Raw genomic sequence first — 25722 nt, forward strand, 5'->3', positions numbered from 1 at the left:
TGAAAGATCAGGAACGGTCGGCGGGTGCGGCAGGGCGCGTGCCATGCAGGCACACCCAGCCTTCCTCGCTGCGCCAGACCGACATGGGGATCCAGGGCGCGTAGGCGGCGGCCACTTCCTCGGCCTGCCGTTCGAGCACGCCAGACAGGATCAGGCGGCCGCCCGGCCGCACGCGCGCGCTGAGCATCGCCGCCATCAGCTTGAGCGGATTCGACAGGATGTTGGCCACCACGAGGTCGTAGGTGGCCTCGGAGACCGATTCCGGCAGCGCGAAACTGGCCTCCACGCGGTTGCGTTCAGCGTTGTAGCGCGACGCATCCACTGCGTTGGGGTCAATGTCGATCCCAACGGTGTCACCGGCGCCGAGCTTCTTCGCGACGATGGCCAGGATGCCAGAGCCGCAGCCATAGTCGAGCACGGTTTCGCCGGCGCGCACGTTGGCTTCCAGCCACTGCATGCACAGGCGCGTGGTCGGATGGCTGCCGGTGCCGAATGCCAGGCCCGGGTCGAGCTCCAGAATCACGGCATCGGGGTCTGGCGCTTCGTGCCACGAAGGCACCACCCAGATCTTTTCACCAATGCGGATCGGTTCGAATTGCGACTGGGTCAGACGTACCCAGTCCTGGTCCTCCACGCCGCGCAGTTCGTACGGCGGCACCGGGTCGACCTTGAGCGCGTTAGCGGCCGCGGCTACCACGAGCGCGGGATCGGTCTCTTCATCGAAGAGCGCCACCACGCGCGAACGGTTCCACGCGAGCCGCGTCGGCTCCAGCCCGGGCTCTCCGAAGAGCGGCTGTTCGTCGGGCGTATCGGCATCGGCGTCTTCCACCGATACCGACAGCGCGCCGAGGTCGAACAATGCGTCGGACCAGGCTTCCGCCTGCTCCTGCGCAATTTCGATCACACATTCCTGGAAAGCCACGGGATTCCTCTGTTACTGCTTTGCCGGCCGATTGGCCACGCTTCAGGCCTTTTCGCCCTGGACGTTGGCTTTCTGGGCCAGACGGTGTTCGAGATAGTGGATGCTGGTGCCGCCTTCCACGAAGTTGGCGTCAAGCATCAGGTCGCGGTGCAGCGGCACGTTGGTCAGGATGCCGTCCACCACCATTTCCGACAGCGCGATGCGCATGCGGGCGATGGCCTGGTCACGCGTCGCGCCATACGTGATGATCTTGCCGATCATCGAATCGTAGTTGGGCGGCACGAAGTAGCCGTCGTACGCATGGGAGTCTACGCGCACGCCGGGGCCACCGGGCATGTGCCAAGCGGTGATGCGGCCCGGCGACGGCGTGAACTTGAACGGGTCCTCGGCGTTGATCCGGCACTCGATCGCGTGGCCGCGCAGTTCCACGTCCTTCTGGCGGAGGCGCAGCTTCTCGCCAAAGGCGATGCGGATCTGCTCCTGCACGATGTCGATGCCCGTGATCATCTCGGTGACCGGGTGCTCGACCTGCACACGCGTGTTCATCTCGATGAAGTAGAACTCGTTGTTCTCGTACAGGAACTCGAACGTGCCGGCGCCACGGTAGCCGATCTTCTTGCAGGCCTCTGCGCAACGGTCGCCGATGCGCTCGATCAGGCGGCGCGGAATGTGCGGTGCCGGCGCTTCCTCGATCACCTTCTGGTGGCGGCGCTGCATCGAGCAGTCGCGTTCGCCCAGCCAGATGGCCTGCCGATGCTGGTCGGCCAGGATCTGGATTTCCACATGGCGCGGGTTCTCGAGGAACTTCTCCATGTAGACCTCGGGATTGCCGAAGGCGCGGCCAGCTTCCTCGCGCGTCATGTTGACGGCGTTGAGCAGGGCGGCTTCGGTGTGCACCACGCGCATGCCGCGGCCACCACCGCCGCCGGCGGCCTTGATGATCACGGGGTAGCCCACGCGACGGGCCGTTGCCAGGATTTCCTTCGGGTCATCGGGCAGCGCGCCATCGGAGCCGGGCACGCATGGCACGCCGGACTTGATCATGGCCTGCTTGGCCGACACCTTGTCACCCATCAGGCGGATGTTTTCGGAGGTCGGGCCGATGAACACGAAGCCGGATTTCTCCACGCGCTCGGCGAAGTCCGCATTCTCGGACAGGAAACCATAGCCCGGGTGGATCGCCTGGGCGTCGGTCACTTCGGCGGCCGAGATGATGGCCGGCATGTTCAGGTATGACAGCGGCGACGGGGCCGGGCCGATACAGACGGCTTCATCGGCCAGCTTGACGTACTTGGCGTCCTTGTCGGCTTCCGAGTACACCACCACGGTCTTGATGCCCAGCTCGCGGCAGGCGCGCTGGATGCGAAGGGCGATTTCACCGCGGTTCGCGATCAGAATTTTATCAAACATGGTCTCTCTCTGCGAGAACAGGGGCGGGCCCGGCGCACCGGCTTTCGGAGCGTCGGGCTGACGCATGCGGCAGGGCCATTGGGCCAGGCCGCGTCAGCGCCGGACGGGCCGGAATCAGCCGATCACGAACAGCGGCTGGCCGTATTCGACGGCTTGACCGTTTTCGACCAGGATTTCCTTGATCACGCCAGCCTTGTCGCACTCGATTTCGTTGAGCAGCTTCATGGCTTCGATGATGCAGACGGTCTGGCCTTCCTTGACGGTGTCGCCCACGTTGACGAACGGCGCGGCGCCCGGCGACGGCGCGCGGTAGAACGTGCCGACCATCGGCGAGGTCACTACGTGACCAGCCGGAACTTGCGGTGCTTCCGCAGCGGCGGCGGCCGGTGCGCCGCCAACGTTCATGGCCGGGGCGGCGGCGGGCAATTGCTGGTACTGGGGCATGGCCATCGGAGCGGCCATGACCTGCGGAGGTTGCTTGACGATACGTACCTTGCCTTCGCCCTCGGTCACTTCGAGTTCCGAAATGCCGGATTCGGCCACCAGGTCGATCAGCGTCTTCAGCTTGCGCAGGTCCATCTTCTTATCCTCCAGAATCGGGTTGTCCGGTCACGCTCCTGCTCGGAGGCGACGGCGGCGGTGAATCGTTGATTGGCTTGCCATGCGCGACAGGCACGGCGGCAGCCCCTTGTTATGTCGTTCTTGCTTGAGGCGGTTTCAGAATGATTCTGGCATCGTTGCGGGTACCTGTACTGTCTGCGGCCCCGCGTCAGGCCAGAACCGCTTCGCTTCATTCTGAAACAGCCTCCCGGGTGCGGCTTGATTCTTGCGGCGTTAGCCAGATGATGCGGTCTGTTCCTGTGCAAGCGCGTAATCCAGCGCCAGCAGATAACCCTGCCAGCCCAGGCCGCATATCACCCCGATCGCCTGATCAGAGAAATAGGAGTGATGACGGAACGGCTCGCGGCGATGCACATTGGACAGATGCACCTCGACGAAGGGAATGGCCACGCCGGCAAGCGCATCGCGCATGGCCACACTCGTATGGGTATAGGCCGCCGGATTGATGATGATGAAGTCCACCCCCTCGCCACGCGCTGCCTGAATGCGGTCCACGAGGGCTCCCTCGTGATTCGACTGGAACGTATCCAGCCCGATGCCCGCTTCGGCCGCGCGCTTGGTCAGCGCTTCGTTGATATCGTCCAGCGTCGTGTGCCCGTACGTCTGCGGCTCGCGCGTCCCGAGCAAATTGAGGTTCGGACCATGCAGAACCAGCACCTTGCGGTAACGGACGGGGCGGCTGACGGCAGGAGTAGAAGACACGGCGGCTCGACCAGTTCAACGAAATTGCGCGGAGATTACCGTAGCTTAGAGGGATTTGTCTAGCGCGGGATACAAGGCGAAATGTCGATCCAGGGTCATATCTCAGTCGCCGAGTGCCTTTTGAGGCATAAACCGTTGTCGGCTGAGGGTTTGTCCGCACGTTCGCGGTCAATTGATGAACGTTCGGCTTCAGATCGATGAAATTCGGCGGGTTTGGCCTTGCGCGGGATCAAGCCCCAGGCAGTACCGCGCGGAGTTCGTCGGCATGCACGCGGCCCATCTTGCGGTACTTCACAGTGCCGTCAGGTGTGATGACGACCGTGAACGGCAGCCCGCCCTGGGTGTTGCCAAAGGTCCGGGACAGTTCCGTGCCGGCAAAGCCTGCCACCGTGAGCGGGTACGCCACCGGTACCTTTTTCAGAAAATCCTGGATATTGCTGGCCGAATCGATACCGATGCCAACGAATTCGACGTTGCGGGGGGCATATTCGCCGTGCAGCGCGGTCAGCTCGGGCATTTCCTCGACGCAGGGACCGCACCAGGGCGCCCAGAAATTGACCACCAGAGTCTTGCCGCGGAACTTCGACAAATCGACTTCCGCACCAGCCGGGTCCGGCATCTTGGTATGGAACAGCGTTTCCACTGCCTGATCCGAAACGGCCTTCGGCGCCAGAGCGAAGTGGGCCACCAGCGCGCCGGCGGCCGCTGCGACGATGGCGATGATGATCCACAAGACAAAGGGCGAACGGCGGGTGGGAGCAGATGCGGTCATGTTCGGGCGGCGAAGAGGACAGTTCTAATTAGATAACGGGCGATTGAGGCGATAGGCCAGGGCTGACACCGGGGCCGGATGCTCATTCCCCGGTGTCGGTCGAGGCAATGAGCGCGCGTACGGCGTCGGCATCGGCGCGGGCCACACGCCCGGAAGCGTCGGCCTTGACCGCGCCGCGTGCATCGTCGGCATCATACAGCGCGAGGTGAATTCCGACTGGGGCACCCAATGTGGCGCGGACTTCTCCTGCGAGGGCGCGGGCCTCGCGAGTGGCCGGCCACTGGCCACGCCACAGAAAGCTGAGCGTTTCGACATCCCCACGGCCGGCAAAGTGCCGGCTTTCGCTGGTGTCGAAATCCACGCCGGCATTGAGCAGGTGCAGCGCCACATCCTTGGGGCTGTCGCAGAAGCACTGTATATAGACGTCCGAGTGCTCGGTGGCCGTGCCGTTTAGCACCGCGCCCACCAGATAGGGGCGAAATGCGGCCAGGTCGTCCATCGCCAGCAGTGCCAACTGGCGCATCAGCGCCAGGATGCGCGGCTGGTGGTCGCCGTGGAACAGCGCCTGGTAGGCGCGCACCTCATCCTCGATCATCTCGTTGTCAGGCAGCCATTCGCCGGCCACGCGCGCGTCGCCCAGGATCTGGCGGGCGGCCTTGCGTTTGGCCGTGGCGTAGTCGGCGCCATCTTCGGCGATCATGCGGGCTGCGGCCTGGGCGATTTCCTCGCGCAGACGGATGGGGTCGGAAGGCATACGTCGGGACATGCTGCGATGATACCCGCGCGGACGCAGTCGGGCCCTTCGACCCACGCGGTACAATCGGGACCTTGTTCAGTTGCCGCGCCACGCATCGCGCCCGGCGCGGCCCCATGCATTTTCCCGAGCTTCCATGCATATTCATATCCTTGGCATCTGCGGTACGTTCATGGGCGGCCTGGCTGTCCTGGCCCGCCAGGCGGGGCACCGCGTGACTGGCTGCGACGCCAATGTCTATCCGCCCATGAGCACCCAGCTCGAAGCCCAGGGCATCGACCTGATCGAGGGGTTCGACCCCGACCAGCTTTCGCTGAAGCCGGACCTGTTCGTGATCGGCAATGTGGTCTCGCGCGGCAATCCGCTGATGGAAGCGATCCTGAACCGCAACCTGCCGTACGTTTCGGGGCCGCAATGGCTCGGCGAGCACGTGCTCAACGGCAAGTGGACGCTGGCCGTGGCTGGCACGCATGGCAAGACCACGACCACGTCGATGCTGGCGTGGATTCTGGAAGACGCCGGCTACAACCCGGGCTTTCTGGTGGGCGGGGTGCCGCAGAACTTCGGCATTTCGGCGCGCCTGACGGAATCGGACTTCTTCGTTATCGAGGCCGACGAGTACGACACCGCGTTCTTCGACAAGCGTAGCAAGTTCGTCCACTACCGTCCGCGTACGGCGATCCTCAACAACCTTGAGTACGATCACGCCGACATCTTCCCGGATCTGACCGCGATCGAGACCCAATTCCATCATCTGGTGCGCACTGTGCCGGGCGAGGGGCGACTGGTCGTCAACGGCCAGGAGCCCGCACTGGCACGCGTGCTGGAGCGCGGCTGCTGGAGCGAGGTGGAGCAGTTCGGCGTGGGCGACTGGAGCGAGACCGATCCGAAGACCACCGCGCCGGAGGGCAAGGATGCCTTCGACATCTGGTTCCGCGAGGCGCTGCAAGGCACGCTGGTCTGGGACCTTCAGGGTACCCACAACCGCCTGAACGCCATCGCCGCGATTGCAGCCGCGCGCCACGTGGGCGTGCCGCCGGCGCAGGCGATCGAGTCGCTTGGCCGTTTCTCCAACGTCAAGCGCCGGATGGAAGTACGCGGCGTGGCGGGTGGCGTGACGGTCTACGACGACTTCGCGCACCATCCCACGGCCATCCAGACCACGGTCGACGGGCTGCGCCGCCGGGTGGGGGACGCACGCATCCTCGCCGTACTGGAGCCGCGTTCGAACACCATGAAGCTTGGCGTGATGGCTGCCCAATTGCCGGCCAGCCTGCGCGAGGCTGACCTTGTGTTCGGATATGGCGCGCCCTCGGGCAAGGACGCGCTGGGCTGGAACCTGGCCGAAGCGCTGGCCCCCCTCGGCAAGAAGGCCGCGGCGTTCCAGGACCTCGGCACGCTGGTGCAAGCCGTGCGCGCGGCCGCCCAGCCCGGCGACCAGGTGCTCGTGATGAGCAACGGCGGTTTCGGCGGGGTACACCAGAAACTGCTCGACGCGCTCGGCGCGAAGTCCTGACCGGGAATCCACATGCTGCTGTACCTGCACGGTTTCCGTTCCTCGCCGCAGTCGTTCAAGTCGCGGGTCGTGCAGGACCGGATGCGCGCCTGGGGCGTGGAGAAGTATTTTGCCTGTCCGATGCTCAATGTCTCGCCCTCGCTGGCGATTGCCCAGGCTGAAGCCGCGATCCGTGGCGCGCGAGCCGGCGGCGAAACCGACATCGCCATCATCGGTTCGTCGCTGGGTGGGTTCTACGCGCGCTGGCTGGCGGAAAAGCACGGCTGCCGCGCCGTGCTGCTGAATCCGGCGATTCACCCGTGGACCGATCTGGAGCGCTATCTGGGCGAGCAGCCGCTTTATCACGGCGGCGGCTCGGTGGTGGTCGAACGCAAGCACCTGCAGGAACTGCTGGACCTGCGGGTGGACGCGATCACCAGACCCGAGCGCTACTACCTGCTGGCCGCCACTGGCGACGAAGTGCTCGACTATCGCGAGATGATCGCGGCCTGTCCGGGCGCGCACATCCGGGTCATCGAGGGCAGCGATCACGGCATCAGCGAGTTCGAGGAATACGTCGACGACGTACTGGCTTTCTGTGGCTATACCCCTAACGGAAAGACCGTGGCATGAGTGGCGTAACAGGGATGCAAAAGCTGCGTGCGGCATGGCACGCGCATCTGCCGTATGACGCGTCGATTCCGCTGAACCAGCGCCGCTGGATCACTGGCGAAGGCTCGCTGACGGCTCGGCTGATGTCGGCGTCCGCCGCCTTTCGCGTGCGGCGACTGGCGCAGGCGCCGCAGTTGCCGTTCGCCGATGAATGGCGGGCGCTCGGCCTGATCCGTCCGCTGCCGGCCATCACGCGCGAAGTGCTGCTGATCTGCGACGAGACGCCAGCCGTATTCGCTCACACGATCGTCGACCCCCGGTACGCGCGGCGCGACTGGCCGTTCTTGCGCGGGCTGGGCAACCGGCCGCTCGGCGGCGCGCTGTTCGTCGATCCGCGCGTGCGGCGCGACCCATTCCAGTTTGCACGGCTGACCCCGTGCCACCCGCTGCGTCAGGCGCTGCAGCGGGTATTGCCGGCGCTGTCGTCGGAGCCGATGTTGCCCGCGCGGCGGTCGGTGTTCCGGCGTGGCGGCGGCGCCATGCTCGTGACGGAGGTCTTCTTGCCGGACCTGCTGACACGGGCAGCGCCTGAGAACACCGGCGCGGGCGGCACCAGACTGCCCCGCCGTATCGACACACATCACACACCATCCAAGCAGGAAGAGAGACCCGAATCATGAAATTGCAGGGACGCGTAGCGATCATCACCGGCGCCGCCGCCGGCATCGGTTTTGCCACCGCCGAACGTTTCGCCGCCGAAGGCGCGAAGCTCATCATGTGCGATGTGCAGGAGGCGCGCGTGCGCGAGGCCGCCGAGCGGCTGGCCGCCAAGGGCGCGCAGGTCGAGGCGCACAAGGTCGACGTCACGCGCCGCGACGAGGTCGATGCCATGGTGGCAGCCACGCTGGCCCGCCACGGTCGCATCGATGTTCTCGTCAACAACGCCGGCATCACCAAGGACGCACGCCTCGCCAAGATGACCGAGGCACAGTTCGATGCGGTCATCGACGTCAACCTGAAGGGCGTGTTCAACTGCTCACAGGCCGTGGCCAGCATCATGTCCGAGCAGGGCAGCGGCGTGATCCTGAATGCATCGAGCGTGGTTGGCCTGTATGGCAACTTCGGCCAGACCAATTACGCGGCTTCCAAGTTCGGCGTGATCGGCTTCACCAAGACCTGGGCGCGCGAGCTGGGTCCGAAGGGCGTGCGCGTGAATGCGGTATGCCCGGGCTTCGTCAATACCGAGATCCTGCAGACCGTGCCTGAGAAGGTGCTCGATGGCATGAAGGAACATTGCTGGATGCGCCGCCTGGCCGAGCCGTCGGAGATTGCCGCGATCTACACGTTCCTGGCCAGCGACGACGCCAGCTACGTCAATGGCACGACGATCGAAGCCAGCGGCGGCATGTCGCTGTAATCTGACTCCGAAATCGCATTGACCTGAAGCACCCCGTCCGGTGCGGCCACGGCGGCCGCGGCGGCGGGGTGCGGTATCATCCCCGGTCGAGTATCCGTCCGGGCATTCCTCGTGCCTTGCCCGGCACTTCTGAAAGTCCAATCCAATGCAGTTGCTGTTCGAAGAAGGCGGCGAAATCCGCGCCGGCACCGTGCTCGCCCAGCAGGGCGAGGCCTACCAGGTCGAGTTGCCTGCGGGCAAGCGCACCAAGGTCAAGGCCAAGGATGTGCTGCTGCAGTTCGCCCAACCGTCGGCAATTGAGATGGTGCGGCAGACCGGCGACATGATCGCCGAGATCGATCTCGACTTCCTCTGGGAATGCGCGCCGGCCGAGGAATTCGGCTTTGCCGAACTGGCCGCCGAATACTATGGCGCCGACGCGGGCCCGGTGCAGCAGGCCGCGCTGGCGATGGCGCTGCATGGCAATCCGATCTATTTCCGCCGCAAGGGACGGGGCCGCTACATGCGCGCGCCGGAAGACCAGCTCAAGGCCGCGCTGGCCGCGGTGGAACGCAAGAAGCAGCAGGCGCTGGTGCAGGGCGAGTACGAGGAGCAACTCAAGGCGCTGACCCTGCCCGAAGCGTTCCGCGGCAAGGCGCTGCAACTGCTGTTCAAGCCTGACAAGAACAGTCTCGAATACAAGGCAATGGATGCCGCCTGCACAGCGCTCGGCATGACGCCGATGCGGCTGATGGTGGCGGTTGGCGGCGTGGAAAGCCCGCGCGCGCTGCATGAGGCCAAGTTCCTGGCCGATTGTTTCCCGAAGGGCACTGGTTTCCCCGATGTCGATGTGCCGGAGCCGCCCACCGATCTGCCCGTGGCCGATGTGCAGGCGTTCTCGATCGACGACGTTACGACGACCGAGATCGACGATGCGCTGTCCGTGACGCGACTGGGCGATGGCAAGCTGCGCGTGGGGATCCATATTGCCGCGCCGGGGCTCGGCATCCGCCGCAGCGAGCCGCTCGACGCCATCGCGCGCCATCGACTGTCCACCGTCTACTTCCCCGGCGACAAGATCACGATGCTGCCCGACAGCGTAGTGGACCGCTACACGCTGCAGGAAGGCCGCACTTGCCCGGCGCTGTCGCTTTACGTGACGATCGACCCGAACGGCGTGGATGGCTTGACCATCGTCGGCAGCGAGACGCGCGCCGAGCTGGTGCCGATTGCCGCGAACCTGCGGCACAACCTGCTCGACGACATCGTGACGGAAGCTGCGCTGGCCGCGGGCACGGGCGACTATCCGTTCCGCGATGAACTGACCGAGCTGTACCGGCTGGCCAACCACTTGCACGACGAGCGCCAGCGCGCGCGTCTTGCCAGCGGCCTGCGCCCGGAGGCGCACAACCGCGCCGATTTCAATTTCTACATCGATCAGATCGAGGGCGGCGGCGAGCGCGTGCGTATCGAGCAGCGCCGCCGTGGCTCGCCGCTGGACCAGATCGTGGCCGAGTTGATGATTCTGGCCAACAGCACGTGGGGCAAGCTGCTGGCGGACCACGGCGTGCCGGGCATCTACCGCACGCAGAAGGCGTGGGGGATGCACCGCACGCGGATGCAGACGTACCCCGCGCCGCACGAGGGCCTGGGCGTCGCGCAGTATGCGTGGAGCACGTCGCCGCTGCGCCGCTACGTCGACCTGGTCAATCAATGGCAGATCATGGCCGTGGCCCAGCATGGCGTGACCGCCAAGCTCGTTGCGCCGTTCAAGCCCAAGGACGCCGACCTGCTGGCGGCCGTGGCTGACTTCGAAGGGACCTATGCGGCCTACGCCGACCACCAGTCGACCATGGAGCGTTACTGGTGCCTGCGCTGGCTCAAGCAGGAGAATCGTGACCGGATGATGGCCACGGTGCTCAAGGATGGCGCGGTGCGCTTTACCGACATCCCGCTGGTCACCCGTGTGCCGGAGTTGATGCAGGCGGTGCGTGGTACGCAGGTGCTGCTGGAGATCGCCACGACGGACGAAATCTCGCTCGAGGTGTCGTGCCGGGTGCTGGAAGTCTTTGCCGGCGAGGGCGCGATGCCCGATGAGGATCTCGACACCGACGAGGAGCTGGACGAGGCTTCCGCGGAAGCGGCCGCCGATGCCGCCGCCGAGGAAGCGGCTGAAGACGCTGCGGAAGGCGCGGCGGAAGGGGCCGATGCGGCGCCGGAGGATGCCGATTCCGAGGCTTCTGAGGGCGATCAGGACGACGAGCCGTCTGCGCCACGCGACACTGGCGCCAATCCGGCTGCCTGAGTCTTCGTTGAGTCTTCGGTAAACGGGTCGACTCCCTTACAATCGAAGCCTGTTCCGGCCGCCCCCCGATAGTGGGGTGGCCGGCGTTTCGATCGTTTCTCGCCGCCGTCCGCCCATCCCAATCGTGAACGCCGTCCTTCCTGCTCCCCGTCTCCCGCGCCATCCGCGCGAATGGTGGCAATCCAGCAGCACGCTGACCAAGGCCCTGGCCATCTCCGTGGCCGTGCACGCCCTGTTGCTGATGGTGCGGGTTGCAGCGCCCGAGGTGTTCGAGATCAAGCGTTCCGACCCGCAGCTCGACGTCGTGCTGGTCAATTCGAAATCGGCGGTGAAGCCGCGCAATCCGACCGTGCTGGCGCAGGCCAATCTCGACGGTGGCGGCGAGCACGACGCCCAGCGCGCTACCACGCCGCTGCCCGCGCAGACCGAATCGAAGGAGGGCGACCTCATCAAGATGACGCAGCGGCGCGTCGAGCAACTCGAGGAAGAGCAGCGCCGGCTGATGACGCAATCGCGCGAGGCGGCGCCCGCTGTGCGCAGCCAGCCGGTCAAGCCAGGCGAGCAGCGCTCCGACCAGCCCACGCGCGGCCAGGACGACCGCACGTCAAACGATGAAATGGCCCGGCTCGAAGCCGAGATCGGCCGCAATCTCGAGCACTACGCCAAGCGCCCGAAGCGGATGCAGCTGACCGCGACCAGCGCGCAGGGCGTTGACTACGCACAGTATTACGACCGCCTGCGCCGCAAGATCGAGACGCGGGGTACGAGCGATTTCCCGCAGCGCAACGGCAAGCCGATCTATGGGCAACTGATCCTCGTGATCAACGTGAATCGCCAGGGCAAGCTTGGCTACAACCGCGACGGCTACAACGTCGAGGCCATCGACGTGGCCAAGAGCTCCGGCGACCCGGCGCTCGACCGCCAGGCCGTGGCCATTGTGCGTGCGGCCGCGCCGTTCGGGGCGTTCACGGCGGAGATGCAGGCGAAGCAGGATATCCTCGAAGTCGTTTCCACTTTCAAGTTCACCCGCAGCGGGCTCGATGTCCGCCTGCAAGGCCGCTGATGACCGCAGACCAGAATTCCCAGCCCAACACCGCCGAACGTGCCGATAGCGTCGACCGCTACGTGGTGGTGGGCAATCCGATTTCGCACAGCCGCTCGCCGGCGATCCATGCCGCCTTCGCGCGCCAGACCGGCGAGGCGGTGCAGTATGACCGGCTCGAAGCCCCGCTCGATGCGTTCGCAGATACGATGCGCGAATTCCTGGCCGGCGGAGGCCATGGCTTCAACGTAACCGTGCCGTTCAAGCTCGAAGCGTATGACCTGGCCGATCGCCTCACGCCGCGTGCCGAGGCTGCCGGCGCCGTCAACACGATGTGGATCGAGGACGGACTGATCCATGGCGACAACACCGACGGCATCGGGCTGGTGCGTGACATCCAGGACAACCTTGATGTGCTGCTCGAAGACAAGCGCATTCTGGTGCTTGGCGCCGGTGGCGCCGCGATGGGCGCGATGCTGCCGCTGATCGAATGCCGTCCGGCGCGCATCGTGGTGGCCAACCGGACCGCCTCGCGCGCCAGCGACATGGTCGAGGAATTCGTGGAAGCGGCGGACCAGTACAACGTGGAGCTGTGGGCCGGTGGCCTCGACGCGCTCGATGCGCTGTCCGAGGACGAGCGCTGCGATGTGGTGATCAATGCGTCGTCCAGCAGCCTGCAAGGCGAAGTGCCGCCCGTGCCCGAGCACCTGCTCGGCGAAGGCGTGCTGGTGTACGACATGATGTACGGCGCGCAGCCGACGGTGTTCCTGGCCTACGCGGCCAAATGCGGCGCGCGCACGGCGGATGGGCTCGGCATGCTGGTCGAACAGGCCGCCGAAGCCTTCTACAACTGGCGCGGCGTGCGGCCCAGCACCGCCCCCGTGCTGGCCGAGCTGCGCGCGGCGCTGCAGGCCGAAGCCGCCCGCTAAGGCGGCGTTGACGCAGCGTGGCCCGCGCATCCGCCAGATCGTCACCACGATCGTCGGCAAGTAGCGCCGGCGGGGCGAACCCGTTGCGCTGGCTGGCCTATCTGGCCGGCTGCCTGATCGTTGGCGTGGTGGCGATGCAGGTCTATTTCTTCCTGCAGATCGCTGCCTGGCAGGTCGTCAATCCGTCGTCCACCACGTTCATGCGTGCCGAGCGCTGGCGGCTGTGCGGCTTCAATTTCTGGAGCTGCCCGGTGCAGCGGCAATGGGTGCGCTACGACGATATCTCGCGCAACATCAAGCGCGCCGTGATCGCCAGCGAGGATGCCGACTTCGTCAATCATCCCGGCTACGAACTCGATGCGATGCTCGATGCCTGGGAACGCAACAAGCAGCGTGGGCGCATCGTGCGCGGCGGTTCCACCATCACGCAGCAGCTGGCCAAGAACCTGTTCCTGTCCTCGGAGCAGAACTATCTGCGCAAGGGCCAGGAACTGGCCATCACGTGGATGCTGGAGCTGTGGCTCGACAAGCAGCGCATCTTCGAGATTTACCTGAATTCGGTGGAGTGGGGCGAAGGCGTGTTCGGCGTCGAGGCTGCCGCGCAGCACTACTTCCATACCTCGGCTTCGAAGCTCAGCGTGGGGCAGGCCGCCCGGCTGGCGGCCGCGCTACCGGCGCCCAAGTGCTTCGACAAGAAGCAGTACTGCGCCAACGTGCATGTGAACTTCCGCGTCAAGGCGTCGATCATCGCCAGGCGGATGGGCGCGGCAACGTTGCCGGACTAAGGCGGTTCCCCCTCTCATGCTTGTGGGAGAGGGGATCAGAAGACCCTCAGCTCAGCCAGCCCTTCCTGCGGAAATACACCAGCGGAATCGCCGCGGACACCGCCATCAGCGCGATCGCCCATGGATAGCCGGCGGCCCAGTCGAGCTCGGGCATCACCTTGAAGTTCATGCCGTAGATGCTGGCGATCAGCGTGGGCGGCATCAGTGCTACCGACACCACCGAGAACAGCTTGATGATCTTGTTCTGGTTGATGTTGATGAAACCGACCGTGGCATCCATCAGGAAGTTGATCTTGTCGAACAGGAACGCGGTGTGGTTCTCGATCGAGTCGATATCGCGCAGGATCTGGCGCGCTTCGTCCTGCTGTTCGGCCGACAGCAGCTGGCTGCGCATCAGGAAAGACACCGCGCGGCGCGTATCCATGACGTTGCGGCGGATGCGGCCGTTCAAGTCTTCCTCGCGCGCGATGGTTTCCAGCACGTCGGCGGCGGCGGCATCGGTCACGTTCTCGGCCAGCACGCGGCGGCTGGCTTCCTCCAGGCGTTCGTAGATCTCCTCGATCGAATCGGCCGAATACTCGGCGTCAGTCGCGTAGAGGTCCATCAGCACGTCCTTGGCGTTGCGCACCGATCCCGGACGCATCCGGGCGCGCAGCCGCACCAGCCGGAACACGGGCAGGTCTTCATCGTGGATGGAAAACAGGACGTCGCGCGTGAGCACAAAGGCCACGCGGACGTTGCGTGAGGCGTCGTCCTCGGCCAGCAGGAAGTCCGTGCGGATGTGGATGTTCTCGTCCTCGCCCTCGAAATATCGTGCCGAGGCTTCCAGGTCGCCCAAGTCCTCGAGTTCGGGCAGGACCACGCCATAGGCTTCCTTGATCCACGCGAGTTCCTCGTCGTCGGGGCTTACCACGTCGATCCAGATGGGCTTGTGCTGCAGCAGCTCGTTGCGCTCGTCGACCTGCTCCTGGGCAAGCCGGCCTTTCTGCAGGACGAACAGATTGATCATCCCTTGGATTCCTTGTTACTTGGCGGCGCCGCCAGGATGCGTCGATGCATCCCGATGGTGCTGCCGATTGCGCTGGGTCTACGTCGGAGACAGGCGCAGGCAAGGCTCACCAGCAATCTGATCATGGCGCGGCCGGGCAAGCGTGATCGCGCTGCGACTCAAGGGCCGCTACGCGATGGCGTTTGCCTGCGATTTGCCTGGATTTGGCTGGCAAGCCGGGGGAGGGAGGATCCGAAACGCGACACGGCAGCCGGTGCGGCGGCCGCTGGGGGAAACGGAAAGACACTCACCCGCAGGTGTCTGCGGGCAAGGACGGCGAAGGGCGGGGACTGTGCCCCACACGGATCGACGTTACGCAGCCCGCAGTGACATGGCATTCGACGGTGTCGCAACTTTGTCGCGGCAACTCGAACACCCGATGCTACTGCCCACGTACTTTCTCCGGGATTCTGATGGCCGCGAGTGTAGCCCAACGCGGGGTGGCTTGTTAAGTGAAATCTCGGCGGCGTTGCTGCTCACAAGCCGGTTCACATGCGTCGGCGCAACAGCGGCGCCAGCATGACCGAGGACAGCGCCGCGAACATCAGCACGATGGCCACGTAGTCCTGCCAGTGGGGCGTTTCGCCGAGAAACCACATCCCGGAGAACACGCCTACCACGGGAATGAACATGATCGACAGGCTCGAGACCACCGGCGGCAGGCTGCGCGCCAGCGCGAACCAGACCAAATGGCAGTACGCGAAGACCACCACCGCGTTGTAGGCGATGGCGCCCCATTCGATCGCGGTCGGCATGCGCCAGCCGCTCTCGAACAGCAGCGTGCCCGCACCGAGGAATGGCAGGGTGATGGCGAGCATCCAGAACGTCATGGCGCCGATCGGCACGTCGGTGTGGGTGCGCTTCATGAGCTGGGTGCCAAAACCCCAGCCGGCAGCGGCTACCAGCATCAGCAGCGTGCCGGCCGGGCTGCCGGTCAGCGCGGCAATCTCGCCCGAAAGCAGCAGGACCGTGCCGGCCAGCGCGCAGCCAATACCGATCCAGGCCGACAAGGCAATACGGTCACGAAAGATCACCAGGCCCCAGACCACGGCCCAGATCGGCATGGTGTAGCCGAGAATCGCCGCACGGCCCGATGACAGCATCTTGACCGCGCAGATGGCGAACAGATGCCAGATCACCATGTTCGGGATCGCCAGCTTCAGTACCGTGCCCCACGCCGCGCGCGGCACGCGCAGGGAGTCGCCCCGGAACGTCAGCGCCAGCCCCAGCGCCACCAGCCCGCCGGCCATGCACAGCAGCCGGAAACCCATGGCGGGAAAGTGCGCCACGCCCAGCTTCATGATCGGCCAGTTGATGCCCCAGGCGAGGGTCAGGATGACGAGGAGGATGAGACCGCGGCGGTCGAGTTTCATGAATCGGGAGACAGGCGGCGTGCGGACGCCCTGCAACCCAGGTGTCGCCGTCGCTCTTTTTAAGCGGAAGCTGCAAACAATATCACGCCAACAGGTAAAATTGCCGCCAACGTCCCATATGCTGCAGTGCGGAACCTGTCCGGGTGCCGTTGCAGCCAACCGGTCGGCACCTGCCCGCGTTATGCTGTGTAGACACTGGTTCACAGCCGGGCCGCCGGCTTCACCCGAATTCCGAGCATCCCATGACTTTTACCGAGCAGCTGTCCGCCGCGTGGCAGCGTAACGATTCCCTGCTGTGCGTCGGGCTTGATCCCGACCCGGCCAAGCTGCCGCTGTCCATGACCGGTACGGGCGGCGCGATTTTCTCGTTCTGCCGCGAAATCGTCGATGCCACGGCCGACCTGGTCTGCGCGTTCAAGCCGCAGATCGCCTATTTCCACTCGCAGCGCGCCGAAGACCAACTCGAACAGCTGGTCGAGTACATCCACGACGCGCACCCCGGCGTCCCCGTGATCCTCGATGCGAAGCGCGGCGATATCGGCTCCACGGCGGAGCACTATGCAGTCGAGGCCTTCGAACGCTACAAGGCCGATGCCGTGACCGTCAGCCCGTACATGGGCTTCGATTCGATGTCGCCGTATCTGGCGTATCCGGGCAAGGGCGTGATCGTGCTGTGCCGCACGTCGAATCCCGGTGGGTCTGACGTGCAGTTCCTGCAGGTCGACGGCAAGCCGCTGTACCAGGTGGTGGCCGAAGCCGCGCGCGAACGCTGGAACACCAACGGGCAGATGGGTCTGGTGGTGGGCGCGACGTTCCCGAACGAGATCGCCAAGGTCCGGCAGATCGTCGGCGACATGCCACTGCTGATTCCGGGCATCGGCGCCCAGGGCGGCGACATCGAGGCCACGGTCAAGGCCGGCCGCACGGCCGACGGCACGGGCATGATGATCAATTCGTCGCGTGCCATCCTGTACGCCAGCCGCGAGAAGGACTTTGCGCTGGCAGCGCGAAACGTGGCGTTGCAGACGCGCGAGACGATCAATCGCTATCGTCACGGCTGATCTGCGTGAAGGGTTCTCCCTTTCCCAGTCGTGGGAGAGGGGAGCAGATTCAGGCTTCGTTGCGAATCAGTTCCAGCAGGCCGCGCATCGCGTGCTCGGCAGCCTGGCGGCGGATCTGGGCGCGGTCACCCTTGAAGCGCTGCGTTTCCGTATGCGTGGTGATGCGGTTGCTCCAACCGAAGCAGACCATGCCGACCGGTTTCTCGGGGGTGCCGCCGCCCGGGCCGGCTACCCCGGTGATGGCCAGCGATACCTGGGCGCGGCTGTTCAGCAGCGCGCCTTCAGCCATCGCCCGCGCCACTTCCTCGCTGACCGCGCCATGGTCCCGGATCAGTTTGGCCGGCACCCCGATCATCGTCGTCTTGGCTTCGTTCGAATAGGTCACGAAGCCGCGCTCGAACCATCCCGAAGACCCAGAAACATCCGTGATCGCGGCAGCGACTAGCCCGCCGGTGCAGGACTCTGCGGTGGCAAGCATGAGCGAGTTTTCCGATAGAGCGGCGCCGGCCTGGATGGCAAGCTGGTCGAGCAGTCGGCTGACAGACATAACGGCGGTTCCTGAAATTCCCGGGGTGTTTCGGTGTTTCTGCGTGTCAGATCGAACGCCACAAGGCGAACACGAGCAGCGTGTAGAACGCCGCGAAGATGTCATCGAACATCACGCCGAAGGCGCCGGTAAATCCCGGGCCCTTGAGCGTGCGATCGTAGTAGCGGATCGGTGCCGGCTTGACGATGTCGAAGAACCGGAACCACACGAACGCGGCGAACTGGCCCCAGAAGCCCGTTGGCATCACGAATAGCAACACCAGCCAGAACGCAACGATCTCGTCCCAGACCATGCTGCCGTGGTCATACACGCCCATGTCGCGTGCCGTGCGCAGGCAGGCCCAGATGCCGATCACGAAGCCGCCAGCGATGATCCACAGCCAGGTGGTCGGATCGATCCACTTCGAGATCACGATGAACGACAGCCAGCCGAGCAGCGTGCCGACGGTGCCGGGGCTGACCGGCGACAGGCCAGAGCCGAATCCAAGCGCAATCAGGCGGGCCGGGTGGCCCAGCATGAACCGGCCGGTCGGCCGCGTGACCTTGGTGGTCTGGCCGGCTTCCAGCGTGACGGGGTCAACGGGGTCGCTCGGCGCGGCCCCGGGGGGATAGGCGGACATCAAGGATTGGCTCGTCAGTCTTATAGGTTTCAGGGCGCACTTTCAGATATTTCTCCCGCGCGCATGGGGGATCATGACATGGGTTGCGTGCCGCGTGTCAGGGCGCGGCGAAATGATCGAACGAGGCGCCCTTGAACACGTAGGGATTGCCTTCGCGATCCACCAGGCGCAGGCCCGCCTCCGGTGTGATGGATCCGACATGCGTGAGCGGCAGGCGAAGCTGGCGCGCGATGCTGGCAATGGTTTCGCGCGCGCCCACCGGCGCCGTGAAACAGAGTTCGTAGTCGTCGCCACCGGCCAGCACGCAGGCGCGTTGGCATTCTTCCGGCTGGGCGCCAAGAATCTCCGAGCGCGGCAACGCATCGACGTCGACAATCGCGCCGACCGATGAGCGTTCGAGGATATGGCCGAGATCGCCGATCAGCCCATCCGAAATGTCGAGTGCCGCATGGGCCACGCCACGTAACGCCAGTCCCAGTGCCACGCGGGGCGTCGGCGTTTCCATCCGGGGACGGATCAGCGTGAAGTCTGGCTCGGGCAGCAGCCATTCGCCGCGGCAGTCGCCCAAGGCCAGGCGCGCGTCCCCGAGCGTGCCGGAGATCCAGATATCGTCGCCGGGGCGCGCCGCGTCGCGCCGCAGCGCCTGACGCGGGGGCACGTCGCCGAACACCGTGATCGACAGCGTCAGCGGACCCTTGGTCGTGTCGCCGCCGATCAGTTCGCAGCCGTGGTCGTCGGCCAGCGCCAACATGCCGGCCGCGAATTCGGCAAGCCAGCCGGCATCCGCCTCGGGCAGCGCCAGCGCCAGCGTGAATGCGCGGGGTTCGGCGCCCATTGCCGCCAGATCGGACAGGTTCACGGCCAGGGCCTTGTGGCCCAGCGCGCGCGGTGAAACGTCCGGGAAAAAGTGCCGACCGCTGACCAGCATGTCGGTGCTGATGGCGAGCTGGTGGCCCGGCCGCGCCTCGATCAGCGCGCAGTCATCACCCACGCCCAGCGCGGCCTTATGGACCGGGCGCGTGAAATAGCGTCGGATCAGGTCAAACTCGGAAAGCGCGGGGGAGGATTGGGGCATGACGGGGCGGGGAACCTGGGAGGAAACATGCCGCGGAAATTCCGCTGGAGACTCGGCTGGTAAAGCCCATCGGCATGGGGCATATTGTACCGAAACGCAAAGGTGCCCCAAGCAAAAGGCTTATTGTGAAATAGTATTTCACAATATAAAATGCACACTTCCAAAAGCGCCTACAGCGGAGACAGCGGGTTCGTGGAGCCGGCCCGCGCTCAATCGCCAGCGTTATTCAGTGCGGCTCCACCGATCGGAAGATGCGCAGATGACAAGCCCTCAGCAGTCCCCGTCCCAAGACGATCTGAAACAGCAGCAGCGTGAGGCGCTGCGCAAGGCCGCGCTCGAGTACCACGAGTTTCCCACCCCCGGAAAGATCTCGGTCACCCCGACCAAGCCGCTGTCGAACCAGCGCGACCTGGCGCTGGCCTATTCGCCGGGTGTGGCGGCAGCGTGTGAGGAAATCGTGGCCAACCAGGCCAATTCGTTCCGCTACACCGCGCGTGGCAACCTCGTGGCCGTGATCACCAACGGCACCGCCGTGCTGGGTCTGGGCGATATCGGCGCGGCCGCGTCGAAGCCGGTGATGGAAGGCAAGGCCGGCCTGTTCAAGAAGTTCGCCGGCATCGATGTGTTCGATATCGAAGTCGACGAGAAAGACCCCGAGAAGCTGGTCGACATCATCGCCTCGCTCGAGCCGACGTTCGGCGGCATCAACCTCGAGGACATCAAGGCGCCGGAGTGCTTCTACGTGGAGCGCAAGCTGCGCGAGCGGATGAAGATCCCCGTCTTCCACGATGACCAGCACGGTACCGCGATTGTCGTGGGCGCCGCCGTGATCAACGGCATGAACGTGGTGGGCAAGGACATCTCGAAGGTCAAGCTGGTGGCCTCGGGCGCCGGCGCCGCCGCGCTGGCCTGCCTGGACCTGCTCGTCGACCTGGGCCTGCCCATCGAGAACATCTGGGTGACGGACCTGGCCGGCGTGGTCTACGAAGGCCGTACCGAACTGATGGACCCGGAAAAAGCGCGCTTCTCGCAGAAGACCGACAAGCGCAAGCTGGCCGAGGTCATCGAAGGCGCCGACATTTTCCTGGGCTTGTCCGCCGCGGGCGTGCTGAAGCCCGAGATGGTGCAGAAGATGGCCGACAAGCCGCTGGTGATGGCGCTGGCCAACCCGAATCCGGAAATCATGCCGGAACTGGTCAAGGAAGTCCGCCCGGACGCCGTGATCGCCACGGGCCGCACCGACTATCCGAACCAGGTCAACAACGTCCTTTGCTTCCCGTTCATCTTCCGTGGCGCGCTCGATTGCGGCGCCACGACGATCACGCGTGAAATGGAAATCGCCGCAGCACACGCGGTGGCGGAGCTGGCGCGCCAGGAGCAGAGCGATATCGTCGCGTCGGCCTATGGCATCCAGGACCTGTCGTTCGGCCCCGAATACCTGATTCCGAAGCCGTTCGATCCGCGCCTGATCGTCAAGATCGCGCCGGCCGTGGCCGAGGCCGCCGCCAAATCGGGCGTGGCATCGCGCCCGATCGAGGACATGGACGCGTACCGCCTGCAATTGCAGCAGTTCGTGTACCACTCGGGTACGCTGATGAAGCCGATCTACGCGGCCGCCCGCAAGGTGCAGAAGGAGAAGAAGCGCATCGTCTTCGCCGAGGGCGAGGAAGAGCGCGTGCTGCGTGCGGTGCAGGTGATCGTCGACGAGAAGCTGGCCAACCCGATCCTGATCGGCCGCCCGGCCGTGCTGGCTCACCGCATCGAGCGTTTCGGCCTGCGCCTGCGCATGGGCGAGGACTTCACGGTGGTGAACCCGGAGCACGACGAGCGCTTCCGCGAATACTCGGACGCGTACTACCGCATGATGGCGCGTGAAGGCATCACGCCGCAGTACGCCAAGCTGGAAATGCGCCGCCGTACCACGCTGATCGGCGCGATGCTGGTCAAGAAGGGCGAGGCCGACGGCATGATCTGCGGTACGGTCAGCACCACCGCGGCCCACCTGCGCTATATCGACCAGGTCATCGGCGGCACCAATTGCGTGTACGCCGCAATGAACGGCCTGGTTCTGCCCGGCCGCCAGATCTTCCTGGTGGACACGCACGTCAACGTCGATCCCACCGCCGAGCAACTGGCCGAGATCACGATCATGGCCGCGGAGGAGCTCAAGCGTTTCGGTATCGAGCCGAAGGTGGGGCTGCTGTCGCACTCGAACTTCGGTACGTCGGAAGCGCCGTCGGCACGCAAGATGCGCGACACGCTGAAGATCCTGCGCGACCGCGCGCCGGATCTCGAGGTGGATGGCGAAATGCATGGCGACAGCGCGCTCGACGAAAAGCTGCGCGATTCGCTGGTGCCGGACAGCGCGCTCAAGGGCGAAGCCAATCTGCTCGTGTGCCCGAACATTGATGCCGCCAACATCTCATACAACCTGCTCAAGGTGGCGGCTGGCAACAACGTGGCGATCGGTCCGATCCTGCTGGGCGTGAAGGCGCCGGTCCATATCCTGACGCCTTCGGCAACGGTGCGCCGTATCGTCAACATGACCGCGCTGGTGGTCGTGGACGCGGCCGCCAAGGTCTGAGCGGACGAAGCGTTTCAGCCTTCTTGATGCAGTGCCAAAAAAGCCGGGCTCGCCCGGCTTTTTTCATGCCCGCATGATCTCGCTGCTTGCGAGGTTAGTATGCGCACACATATCGATAACATGTTGAAACAATTGAAGAAAACGGGCGGGCAAAGGCGCAGGGATTGATTAATGATGGACATGCGCGTAACCTTACGCCTTTGAATGCGGGCGTTCGCCTGAAGCGTGCGCCGGGCCTGCGAGGGGTGATTAACAGGTGTCGGAGTGACCCGCAAATAACATTTCGCCAACTTTTCGATAACGTGGGTTCCCGGATTTTGTCGAGTCAGTCGCAGCGGCAGTCACATTGGCAGTCCCTGAGCCTGGCCCGAAGCCTGGGCCGCGTGCTGGCGGGCGCGGCGGTATCCATCGCGCTGACCCTGGCGCCGCAAGGCGCCATGGCCAGGCAGGCGCCCGACGATGTGCAGGGGGTGGTGGGAACCATCGCCGCACAGCAACTGCCCAACGAGGCACGGCAGACGCTGGAGCGTATCGAGGCCGGTGGGCCGTTCCCGTATGACAAGGACGGTTCGCGCTTTGGCAACTACGAGCGCAGCCTGCCACAGCAATCTCGCGGGTATTACCGCGAGTACACCGTCAAGAACAGCAATAGCCGGAACCGGGGAGCCAAGCGGATCGTTTGCGGTGGTGATCAACGCGCCGCCAACGACTGTTATTACACGGAAGACCACTACAACAGCTTCAAACGGATAACCAAATGATGACTGACATTTTCGGATTGGGCGACGCCCTTGCCGCCCGCGAGGAGCGCGGCGCCGGAGATGGCTGGCAAAGGGCCCACCATCAGGCCCAGAACCTATACGACAATGTGCTGATGATGCCGCGCCAGGATCTGCCGCATCGACTTCCGCCCGCATGCGCGCCCGCCATGGTGGCTTGCGATGACAACGGCACCAATGAGGGAGCCATGAACCTGTTCAAGACGGTGCGTCCAAACATCGTCCAGTCGATCCGCGCGTTCCGCGTGCCGGAGCTGGCCCAGGCAGCCGCCGCACTGAATCAGCACTTCCTCTATGCGAACTGCGCGGATTGCGCCAGCAAGGCCGAGATCCTCGATCGCATTGCCACCGAATTCACCTTCCCGAAGCATTTCGGCAAGAACTTCGATGCATTGTCCGATTGCCTGACGGACATGATTTACAAGGCCGGACCGCAACCGGGCTTTGTGATCGTGCTGGAAGGCCTGCCGATCGCGCAGAAGTTCGACAAGGAAGCGCGCGAGGTACTGCTCGACGTGTTCCGCGATGCCGCCGAGTTCTGGGGCGAGCGCAAGGTGCAGTTCCGGGTGTTCTACTCGTTCGCCTGAACGGATCTGGCGGTGCTCCAGGCGCACGATCGGCGCCGTGTTCCGGTCAAGAAAATGCCCGCTGTCAAAGCGGGCATTTTTGTTTGCGGTGCCGATGTTACGCAGCCGGCGGTACTGCTCCATGCGGCGTCAGCCGGTCGATCAGCTCGGGCAGGCCTTCGCTGAGGCTTGAAGCCACGTCGTCGGCCGACAGCCCGGTTTTCTCCGCGAGCGACTGGAGCGCACCCGTACCGCCCAGCGCGGAGGACAAATCCGACGCGCTCACGGCCTGGTTCGCGCCTGTGCCAATCCACGAATCGACCTGTTGGCCCAGACCCGCTTGCGCCAGGACGTCTCGCAAGGCGCCGATGCCGCCAGCGGCGGCGCCCATCGCCTGCGCCGAATCGCCTGCACCGCCTTGACCGCCAAGCAGGCCGCCGAGCAGCGAGCCGAGATCCAGTCCACCCGCGGCCGAGGCACCGCCAGCGCCACCGCCCGCGCCACCGAGCAATCCGCCCAGCACACCGCCAAGTCCACCGAGACCGCCCAGGCCACCGGCGCCCGCATCCGCACCCGCGGACGCCACACCACCGTCTGCCTCTTGGCCCTTGTGGCGCATCGCCATCATTGCCAGCAGGCCCAGCGCCATCATCATCTTGGGATTCAGGCCGCCTCCGGCCTGTTCGCCGTGCTGGCCACCGCCCAGTTGGCCGAGCACACCGCCCAGCACGCTATCGAGTAGTCCCATGTTTGACTCCTTTTAGGTCAAAACCCGCCAAGGATGGCGTTCAGTGTCGCCAGGCAGGTCAGCCCGGCGGTTTCCGTTCGCAGAATGCGCGGTCCCAATGACACGCCGATAAAACCGGCGCGGCGCGCGCGGTCTTCTTCTTCCGGCGACAAGCCGCCCTCGGGCCCGATCAGCAACGTCACGCCGCCGGCGCGCCATGCCTCGCGCTCGGCTTGCGCCAGTTCGGGCAGCGATGCCGATGCGCGCGGCGAGAGCAGCAGTTTTGCAGCAGTGGCTGGCGCGCTGGCCAGCCACGACTCCACGTTAGCCACGGGCGCCAACGCCGGCAAGCGGTTACGGCCGCATTGTTCGCAAGCGGCCTCGATCAGTGCCTGCCAGTGCGCTTGGCGCTTGGTGGCGCGCTCGCCGGATAGCCGGACGACGGATCTGGCAGCCTGAAGCGGCTGGATGGCGGATACACCGAGTTCCACGGCCTTTTCGATCAGCCAGTCCATCTTGTCGCCACCAGCAAGGCCCTGGGCCAGCGTGACGGCGAATGGGGTTTCGGCTTCCGAGGCGTCGTGGGTGCCAAGCGTCGCGCTGGCGTGGCGCTTGGCGATCTCGGTCAGCGTGGCCGGGTGGCTGCCGCCCTGGCCGTTGAACAGGGTGATGGCGTCACCGGGCGCCAGGCGCAACACGTGGACGTGGCGCACAACGGCGTCGGGCAATTCCAATACGGTGTCCGCGGCGAGCGCCGCATCGACAAAAAATCTGGGTGGCATCAGGGAGTGGGTTTGGAATCCGGGGTCTTGGGCAGCGGCGTCGCAAAGCCCCAGCGGTAGCCATCGGGATCTTCGAGCATGCAGTACCGGTCGCCCCAGAACTGGTCGGCGGGCGGCGTGACGCTTGCGGCGCCAGCGGCCACGGCCCTTGCGTAGATCGCATCCACGTCAGCGCAGTAGACATAGAACGTTTGCGGGGCTTCCACACCTAGCGACCGGGGTGTGCGTGCCGTGCTGCCCCACGCGCCCTCAGGCGCGAACATGATCACCAACTGGCCCTCGTAATGCATCTCGGCGTGCATGGGCACGCCGTTTTCATCGACGACATGGCCGGCCGCGAAGCCGAAAGCCCGCGCATAGAAATCCAGGGCGGCGCGACCGCTGGCGACCGTCAGATAGGGTGTGAGCCAGGGCGTGTTGGGCGGTCTGGACATGATGATCTCCCGGATGGAACGAATCTCGTCCCCGCGCTGCTTGGCGCGAGGCGCGTCCGTGCATGTTACGCGGGACGGCTGCCGCTGTCGAAGATCGCCTGCACGTGCCGCGGATGGACGAACAGGGCAGGGTGCAGGTGCGCGTGATAGGCCCGCAGCTTGTGTTCAAGCTGCCACTGCTGCAGGCGCGCTGCGATCTTATCGGCGGGCTGCGCGGCGATATCGAGCGCGTCACTGGCCAGCGCAATGCCCCACAGCGCGCCATAGGCGGGGACGAAGGTCGTCAGCGGCGCGACATGCCGGAACACATGCCGCAGCCGTGCCAGCAGCCGCCGCGCCGTTTCCGGCCGATGCAGCGGCGGCCCCAAGTGCAGCGACATCG

General features: G+C 65.2%; 26 protein-coding genes and 1 pseudogene. 12 read left to right on the forward strand and 15 right to left on the reverse strand.

Annotation, left to right across the window (positions count from 1 at the left end; translation table 11 throughout):
• Positions 1-7: 7 nt before the first annotated feature.
• From prmA to D769_RS12660, 6 genes are all read right to left on the reverse strand, one after another.
• Entirely contained in the window at positions 8-922 is a 915-nt protein-coding gene (gene prmA, locus D769_RS12635; protein ID WP_035884286.1) for a 50S ribosomal protein L11 methyltransferase, read from the reverse strand.
• A gap of 42 nt (positions 923-964) precedes the next feature.
• A complete protein-coding gene (accC, locus tag D769_RS12640; RefSeq protein WP_008645579.1) occupies positions 965-2332 on the reverse strand; it encodes an acetyl-CoA carboxylase biotin carboxylase subunit in 1368 nt (455 codons plus the stop codon).
• Positions 2333-2446: 114 nt separating this feature from the next.
• Positions 2447-2911: an acetyl-CoA carboxylase biotin carboxyl carrier protein gene (gene accB / locus D769_RS12645; RefSeq protein ID WP_008645580.1), complete on the reverse strand. Its 465-nt coding sequence runs from the start codon at positions 2909-2911 to the stop codon at positions 2447-2449.
• 255 nt (positions 2912-3166) lie between these two features.
• A complete protein-coding gene (gene aroQ / locus D769_RS12650; protein WP_024570919.1) occupies positions 3167-3655 on the reverse strand; it encodes a type II 3-dehydroquinate dehydratase in 489 nt (162 codons plus the stop codon).
• A 229-nt stretch (positions 3656-3884) separates the two neighbouring features.
• Positions 3885-4427 (reverse strand): TlpA disulfide reductase family protein, encoded by a 543-nt coding sequence (locus D769_RS12655; protein WP_008645582.1) that lies wholly within the window; start codon positions 4425-4427, stop codon positions 3885-3887.
• A gap of 82 nt (positions 4428-4509) precedes the next feature.
• Positions 4510-5193 carry a hypothetical protein gene (locus D769_RS12660; RefSeq protein WP_040011021.1) on the reverse strand — a complete coding sequence of 228 codons (684 nt, stop codon included), beginning with the start codon at positions 5191-5193 and terminating at the stop codon, positions 4510-4512.
• 124 nt (positions 5194-5317) lie between these two features.
• On the opposite strand from D769_RS12660, the gene mpl reads away from it, so the two are divergent.
• The 8 genes from mpl to mtgA all read left to right on the forward strand — a co-directional run bounded on the left by mpl (position 5318) and on the right by mtgA (position 13745).
• Positions 5318-6697: a UDP-N-acetylmuramate:L-alanyl-gamma-D-glutamyl-meso-diaminopimelate ligase gene (gene mpl, locus D769_RS12665; RefSeq protein ID WP_008645590.1), complete on the forward strand. Its 1380-nt coding sequence runs from the start codon at positions 5318-5320 to the stop codon at positions 6695-6697.
• A 12-nt stretch (positions 6698-6709) separates the two neighbouring features.
• Positions 6710-7309 (forward strand): YqiA/YcfP family alpha/beta fold hydrolase, encoded by a 600-nt coding sequence (locus D769_RS12670; protein ID WP_008645593.1) that lies wholly within the window; start codon positions 6710-6712, stop codon positions 7307-7309.
• Positions 7310-7323: 14 nt separating this feature from the next.
• Positions 7324-7968, forward strand: coding sequence for a chorismate lyase (locus D769_RS12675; protein ID WP_008645595.1), 645 nt, complete (start codon positions 7324-7326; stop codon positions 7966-7968).
• On the forward strand, positions 7965-8705 hold the full coding sequence (fabG, locus tag D769_RS12680) for a 3-oxoacyl-ACP reductase FabG (RefSeq protein ID WP_008645603.1): 741 nt from the start codon (positions 7965-7967) through the stop codon (positions 8703-8705). The genes D769_RS12675 and fabG overlap by 4 nt, the downstream gene beginning before the upstream one ends.
• Before the next feature lie 145 nt (positions 8706-8850).
• Positions 8851-10989 (forward strand): RNB domain-containing ribonuclease, encoded by a 2139-nt coding sequence (locus tag D769_RS12685; RefSeq protein ID WP_008645605.1) that lies wholly within the window; start codon positions 8851-8853, stop codon positions 10987-10989.
• A 241-nt stretch (positions 10990-11230) separates the two neighbouring features.
• On the forward strand, positions 11231-12052 hold the full coding sequence (locus D769_RS12690) for a TonB family protein (RefSeq protein WP_224446163.1): 822 nt from the start codon (positions 11231-11233) through the stop codon (positions 12050-12052).
• Complete coding sequence (aroE, locus tag D769_RS12695) at positions 12052-12960, forward strand: shikimate dehydrogenase (RefSeq protein ID WP_008645607.1); 909 nt, start codon at positions 12052-12054, stop codon at positions 12958-12960. The genes D769_RS12690 and aroE overlap by 1 nt, the downstream gene beginning before the upstream one ends.
• Positions 12961-13043: 83 nt before the next feature.
• Positions 13044-13745, forward strand: a complete 702-nt coding sequence (gene mtgA / locus D769_RS12700) for a monofunctional biosynthetic peptidoglycan transglycosylase (protein WP_008645608.1) — start codon at positions 13044-13046, stop codon at positions 13743-13745.
• Between the two features lie 46 nt (positions 13746-13791).
• On the opposite strand, the gene corA is transcribed toward mtgA, so the two are convergent.
• Together corA and D769_RS12710 are read right to left on the reverse strand one after the other, a co-directional pair.
• Entirely contained in the window at positions 13792-14754 is a 963-nt protein-coding gene (gene corA, locus D769_RS12705) for a magnesium/cobalt transporter CorA (RefSeq protein ID WP_008645609.1), read from the reverse strand.
• 527 nt (positions 14755-15281) lie between these two features.
• Positions 15282-16166, reverse strand: a complete 885-nt coding sequence (locus D769_RS12710; protein ID WP_035884280.1) for a DMT family transporter — start codon at positions 16164-16166, stop codon at positions 15282-15284.
• A gap of 242 nt (positions 16167-16408) precedes the next feature.
• On the opposite strand from D769_RS12710, the gene pyrF reads away from it, so the two are divergent.
• Positions 16409-17227: an orotidine-5'-phosphate decarboxylase gene (pyrF, locus tag D769_RS12715; RefSeq protein ID WP_008645611.1), complete on the forward strand. Its 819-nt coding sequence runs from the start codon at positions 16409-16411 to the stop codon at positions 17225-17227.
• Between the two features lie 49 nt (positions 17228-17276).
• On the opposite strand, the gene D769_RS12720 is transcribed toward pyrF, so the two are convergent.
• The 3 genes from D769_RS12720 to thiL form a co-directional block, all read right to left on the reverse strand.
• Complete coding sequence (locus tag D769_RS12720; protein WP_008645612.1) at positions 17277-17774, reverse strand: CinA family protein; 498 nt, start codon at positions 17772-17774, stop codon at positions 17277-17279.
• A gap of 46 nt (positions 17775-17820) precedes the next feature.
• Complete coding sequence (locus D769_RS12725) at positions 17821-18393, reverse strand: phosphatidylglycerophosphatase A (RefSeq protein ID WP_008645613.1); 573 nt, start codon at positions 18391-18393, stop codon at positions 17821-17823.
• 97 nt (positions 18394-18490) lie between these two features.
• Positions 18491-19468, reverse strand: coding sequence for a thiamine-phosphate kinase (gene thiL, locus D769_RS12730; RefSeq protein WP_008645614.1), 978 nt, complete (start codon positions 19466-19468; stop codon positions 18491-18493).
• A gap of 259 nt (positions 19469-19727) precedes the next feature.
• Between thiL and D769_RS12735 the strand changes: the two genes are divergently transcribed.
• The 3 genes from D769_RS12735 to D769_RS12745 all read left to right on the forward strand — a co-directional run bounded on the left by D769_RS12735 (position 19728) and on the right by D769_RS12745 (position 23418).
• Positions 19728-22052: an NADP-dependent malic enzyme gene (locus D769_RS12735; protein ID WP_008645615.1), complete on the forward strand. Its 2325-nt coding sequence runs from the start codon at positions 19728-19730 to the stop codon at positions 22050-22052.
• A gap of 437 nt (positions 22053-22489) precedes the next feature.
• The gene (locus D769_RS12740; protein WP_234707109.1) at positions 22490-22813 is read left to right on the forward strand and encodes a ribonuclease; all 324 of its coding nucleotides are present in this window, start codon (positions 22490-22492) and stop codon (positions 22811-22813) included.
• Complete coding sequence (locus D769_RS12745; protein WP_008645617.1) at positions 22810-23418, forward strand: barstar family protein; 609 nt, start codon at positions 22810-22812, stop codon at positions 23416-23418. Before D769_RS12740 ends, D769_RS12745 begins: the two co-directional genes overlap by 4 nt.
• A gap of 97 nt (positions 23419-23515) precedes the next feature.
• Here D769_RS12745 and D769_RS12750 read toward each other — a convergent pair whose 3' ends face one another.
• From D769_RS12750 to D769_RS12765, 4 genes and pseudogenes are all read right to left on the reverse strand, one after another.
• Entirely contained in the window at positions 23516-24145 is a 630-nt protein-coding gene (locus D769_RS12750) for a YidB family protein (protein WP_008645618.1), read from the reverse strand.
• A gap of 17 nt (positions 24146-24162) precedes the next feature.
• Positions 24163-24906: a 16S rRNA (uracil(1498)-N(3))-methyltransferase gene (locus D769_RS12755; protein ID WP_008645619.1), complete on the reverse strand. Its 744-nt coding sequence runs from the start codon at positions 24904-24906 to the stop codon at positions 24163-24165.
• Positions 24906-25340, reverse strand: a complete 435-nt coding sequence (locus tag D769_RS12760; RefSeq protein WP_008645620.1) for a VOC family protein — start codon at positions 25338-25340, stop codon at positions 24906-24908. Before D769_RS12760 ends, D769_RS12755 begins: the two co-directional genes overlap by 1 nt.
• Positions 25341-25405: 65 nt before the next feature.
• Positions 25406-25722: pseudogene (locus D769_RS12765) on the reverse strand (spermidine synthase); the annotation flags it as partial.

This window comes from Cupriavidus sp. HMR-1, from assembly GCF_000319775.1.
Classification (GTDB): domain Bacteria; phylum Pseudomonadota; class Gammaproteobacteria; order Burkholderiales; family Burkholderiaceae; genus Cupriavidus; species Cupriavidus metallidurans.

What these genes read in the sequence shown, in the direction of transcription:
- accC (WP_008645579.1), bottom strand. Translation starts at nt 2,332, where the DNA reads ATGTTTGATAAAATTCTGATCGCGAACCGCGGTGAAATCGCCCTTCGC.
- accB (WP_008645580.1), bottom strand. Translation starts at nt 2,911, where the DNA reads ATGGACCTGCGCAAGCTGAAGACGCTGATCGACCTGGTGGCCGAATCC.
- D769_RS12655 (WP_008645582.1), bottom strand. Translation starts at nt 4,427, where the DNA reads ATGACCGCATCTGCTCCCACCCGCCGTTCGCCCTTTGTCTTGTGGATC.
- D769_RS12660 (WP_040011021.1), bottom strand. Translation starts at nt 5,193, where the DNA reads ATGTCCCGACGTATGCCTTCCGACCCCATCCGTCTGCGCGAGGAAATC.
- mpl (WP_008645590.1), top strand. Translation starts at nt 5,318, where the DNA reads ATGCATATTCATATCCTTGGCATCTGCGGTACGTTCATGGGCGGCCTG.
- D769_RS12670 (WP_008645593.1), top strand. Translation starts at nt 6,710, where the DNA reads ATGCTGCTGTACCTGCACGGTTTCCGTTCCTCGCCGCAGTCGTTCAAG.
- D769_RS12675 (WP_008645595.1), top strand. Translation starts at nt 7,324, where the DNA reads ATGCAAAAGCTGCGTGCGGCATGGCACGCGCATCTGCCGTATGACGCG.
- fabG (WP_008645603.1), top strand. Translation starts at nt 7,965, where the DNA reads ATGAAATTGCAGGGACGCGTAGCGATCATCACCGGCGCCGCCGCCGGC.
- D769_RS12685 (WP_008645605.1), top strand. Translation starts at nt 8,851, where the DNA reads ATGCAGTTGCTGTTCGAAGAAGGCGGCGAAATCCGCGCCGGCACCGTG.
- D769_RS12690 (WP_224446163.1), top strand. Translation starts at nt 11,231, where the DNA reads ATGGTGCGGGTTGCAGCGCCCGAGGTGTTCGAGATCAAGCGTTCCGAC.
- aroE (WP_008645607.1), top strand. Translation starts at nt 12,052, where the DNA reads ATGACCGCAGACCAGAATTCCCAGCCCAACACCGCCGAACGTGCCGAT.
- corA (WP_008645609.1), bottom strand. Translation starts at nt 14,754, where the DNA reads ATGATCAATCTGTTCGTCCTGCAGAAAGGCCGGCTTGCCCAGGAGCAG.
- D769_RS12710 (WP_035884280.1), bottom strand. Translation starts at nt 16,166, where the DNA reads ATGAAACTCGACCGCCGCGGTCTCATCCTCCTCGTCATCCTGACCCTC.
- pyrF (WP_008645611.1), top strand. Translation starts at nt 16,409, where the DNA reads ATGACTTTTACCGAGCAGCTGTCCGCCGCGTGGCAGCGTAACGATTCC.
- D769_RS12720 (WP_008645612.1), bottom strand. Translation starts at nt 17,774, where the DNA reads ATGTCTGTCAGCCGACTGCTCGACCAGCTTGCCATCCAGGCCGGCGCC.
- D769_RS12725 (WP_008645613.1), bottom strand. Translation starts at nt 18,393, where the DNA reads ATGTCCGCCTATCCCCCCGGGGCCGCGCCGAGCGACCCCGTTGACCCC.
- thiL (WP_008645614.1), bottom strand. Translation starts at nt 19,468, where the DNA reads ATGCCCCAATCCTCCCCCGCGCTTTCCGAGTTTGACCTGATCCGACGC.
- D769_RS12735 (WP_008645615.1), top strand. Translation starts at nt 19,728, where the DNA reads ATGACAAGCCCTCAGCAGTCCCCGTCCCAAGACGATCTGAAACAGCAG.
- D769_RS12740 (WP_234707109.1), top strand. Translation starts at nt 22,490, where the DNA reads ATGGCCAGGCAGGCGCCCGACGATGTGCAGGGGGTGGTGGGAACCATC.
- D769_RS12745 (WP_008645617.1), top strand. Translation starts at nt 22,810, where the DNA reads ATGATGACTGACATTTTCGGATTGGGCGACGCCCTTGCCGCCCGCGAG.
- D769_RS12750 (WP_008645618.1), bottom strand. Translation starts at nt 24,145, where the DNA reads ATGGGACTACTCGATAGCGTGCTGGGCGGTGTGCTCGGCCAACTGGGC.
- D769_RS12755 (WP_008645619.1), bottom strand. Translation starts at nt 24,906, where the DNA reads ATGCCACCCAGATTTTTTGTCGATGCGGCGCTCGCCGCGGACACCGTA.
- D769_RS12760 (WP_008645620.1), bottom strand. Translation starts at nt 25,340, where the DNA reads ATGTCCAGACCGCCCAACACGCCCTGGCTCACACCCTATCTGACGGTC.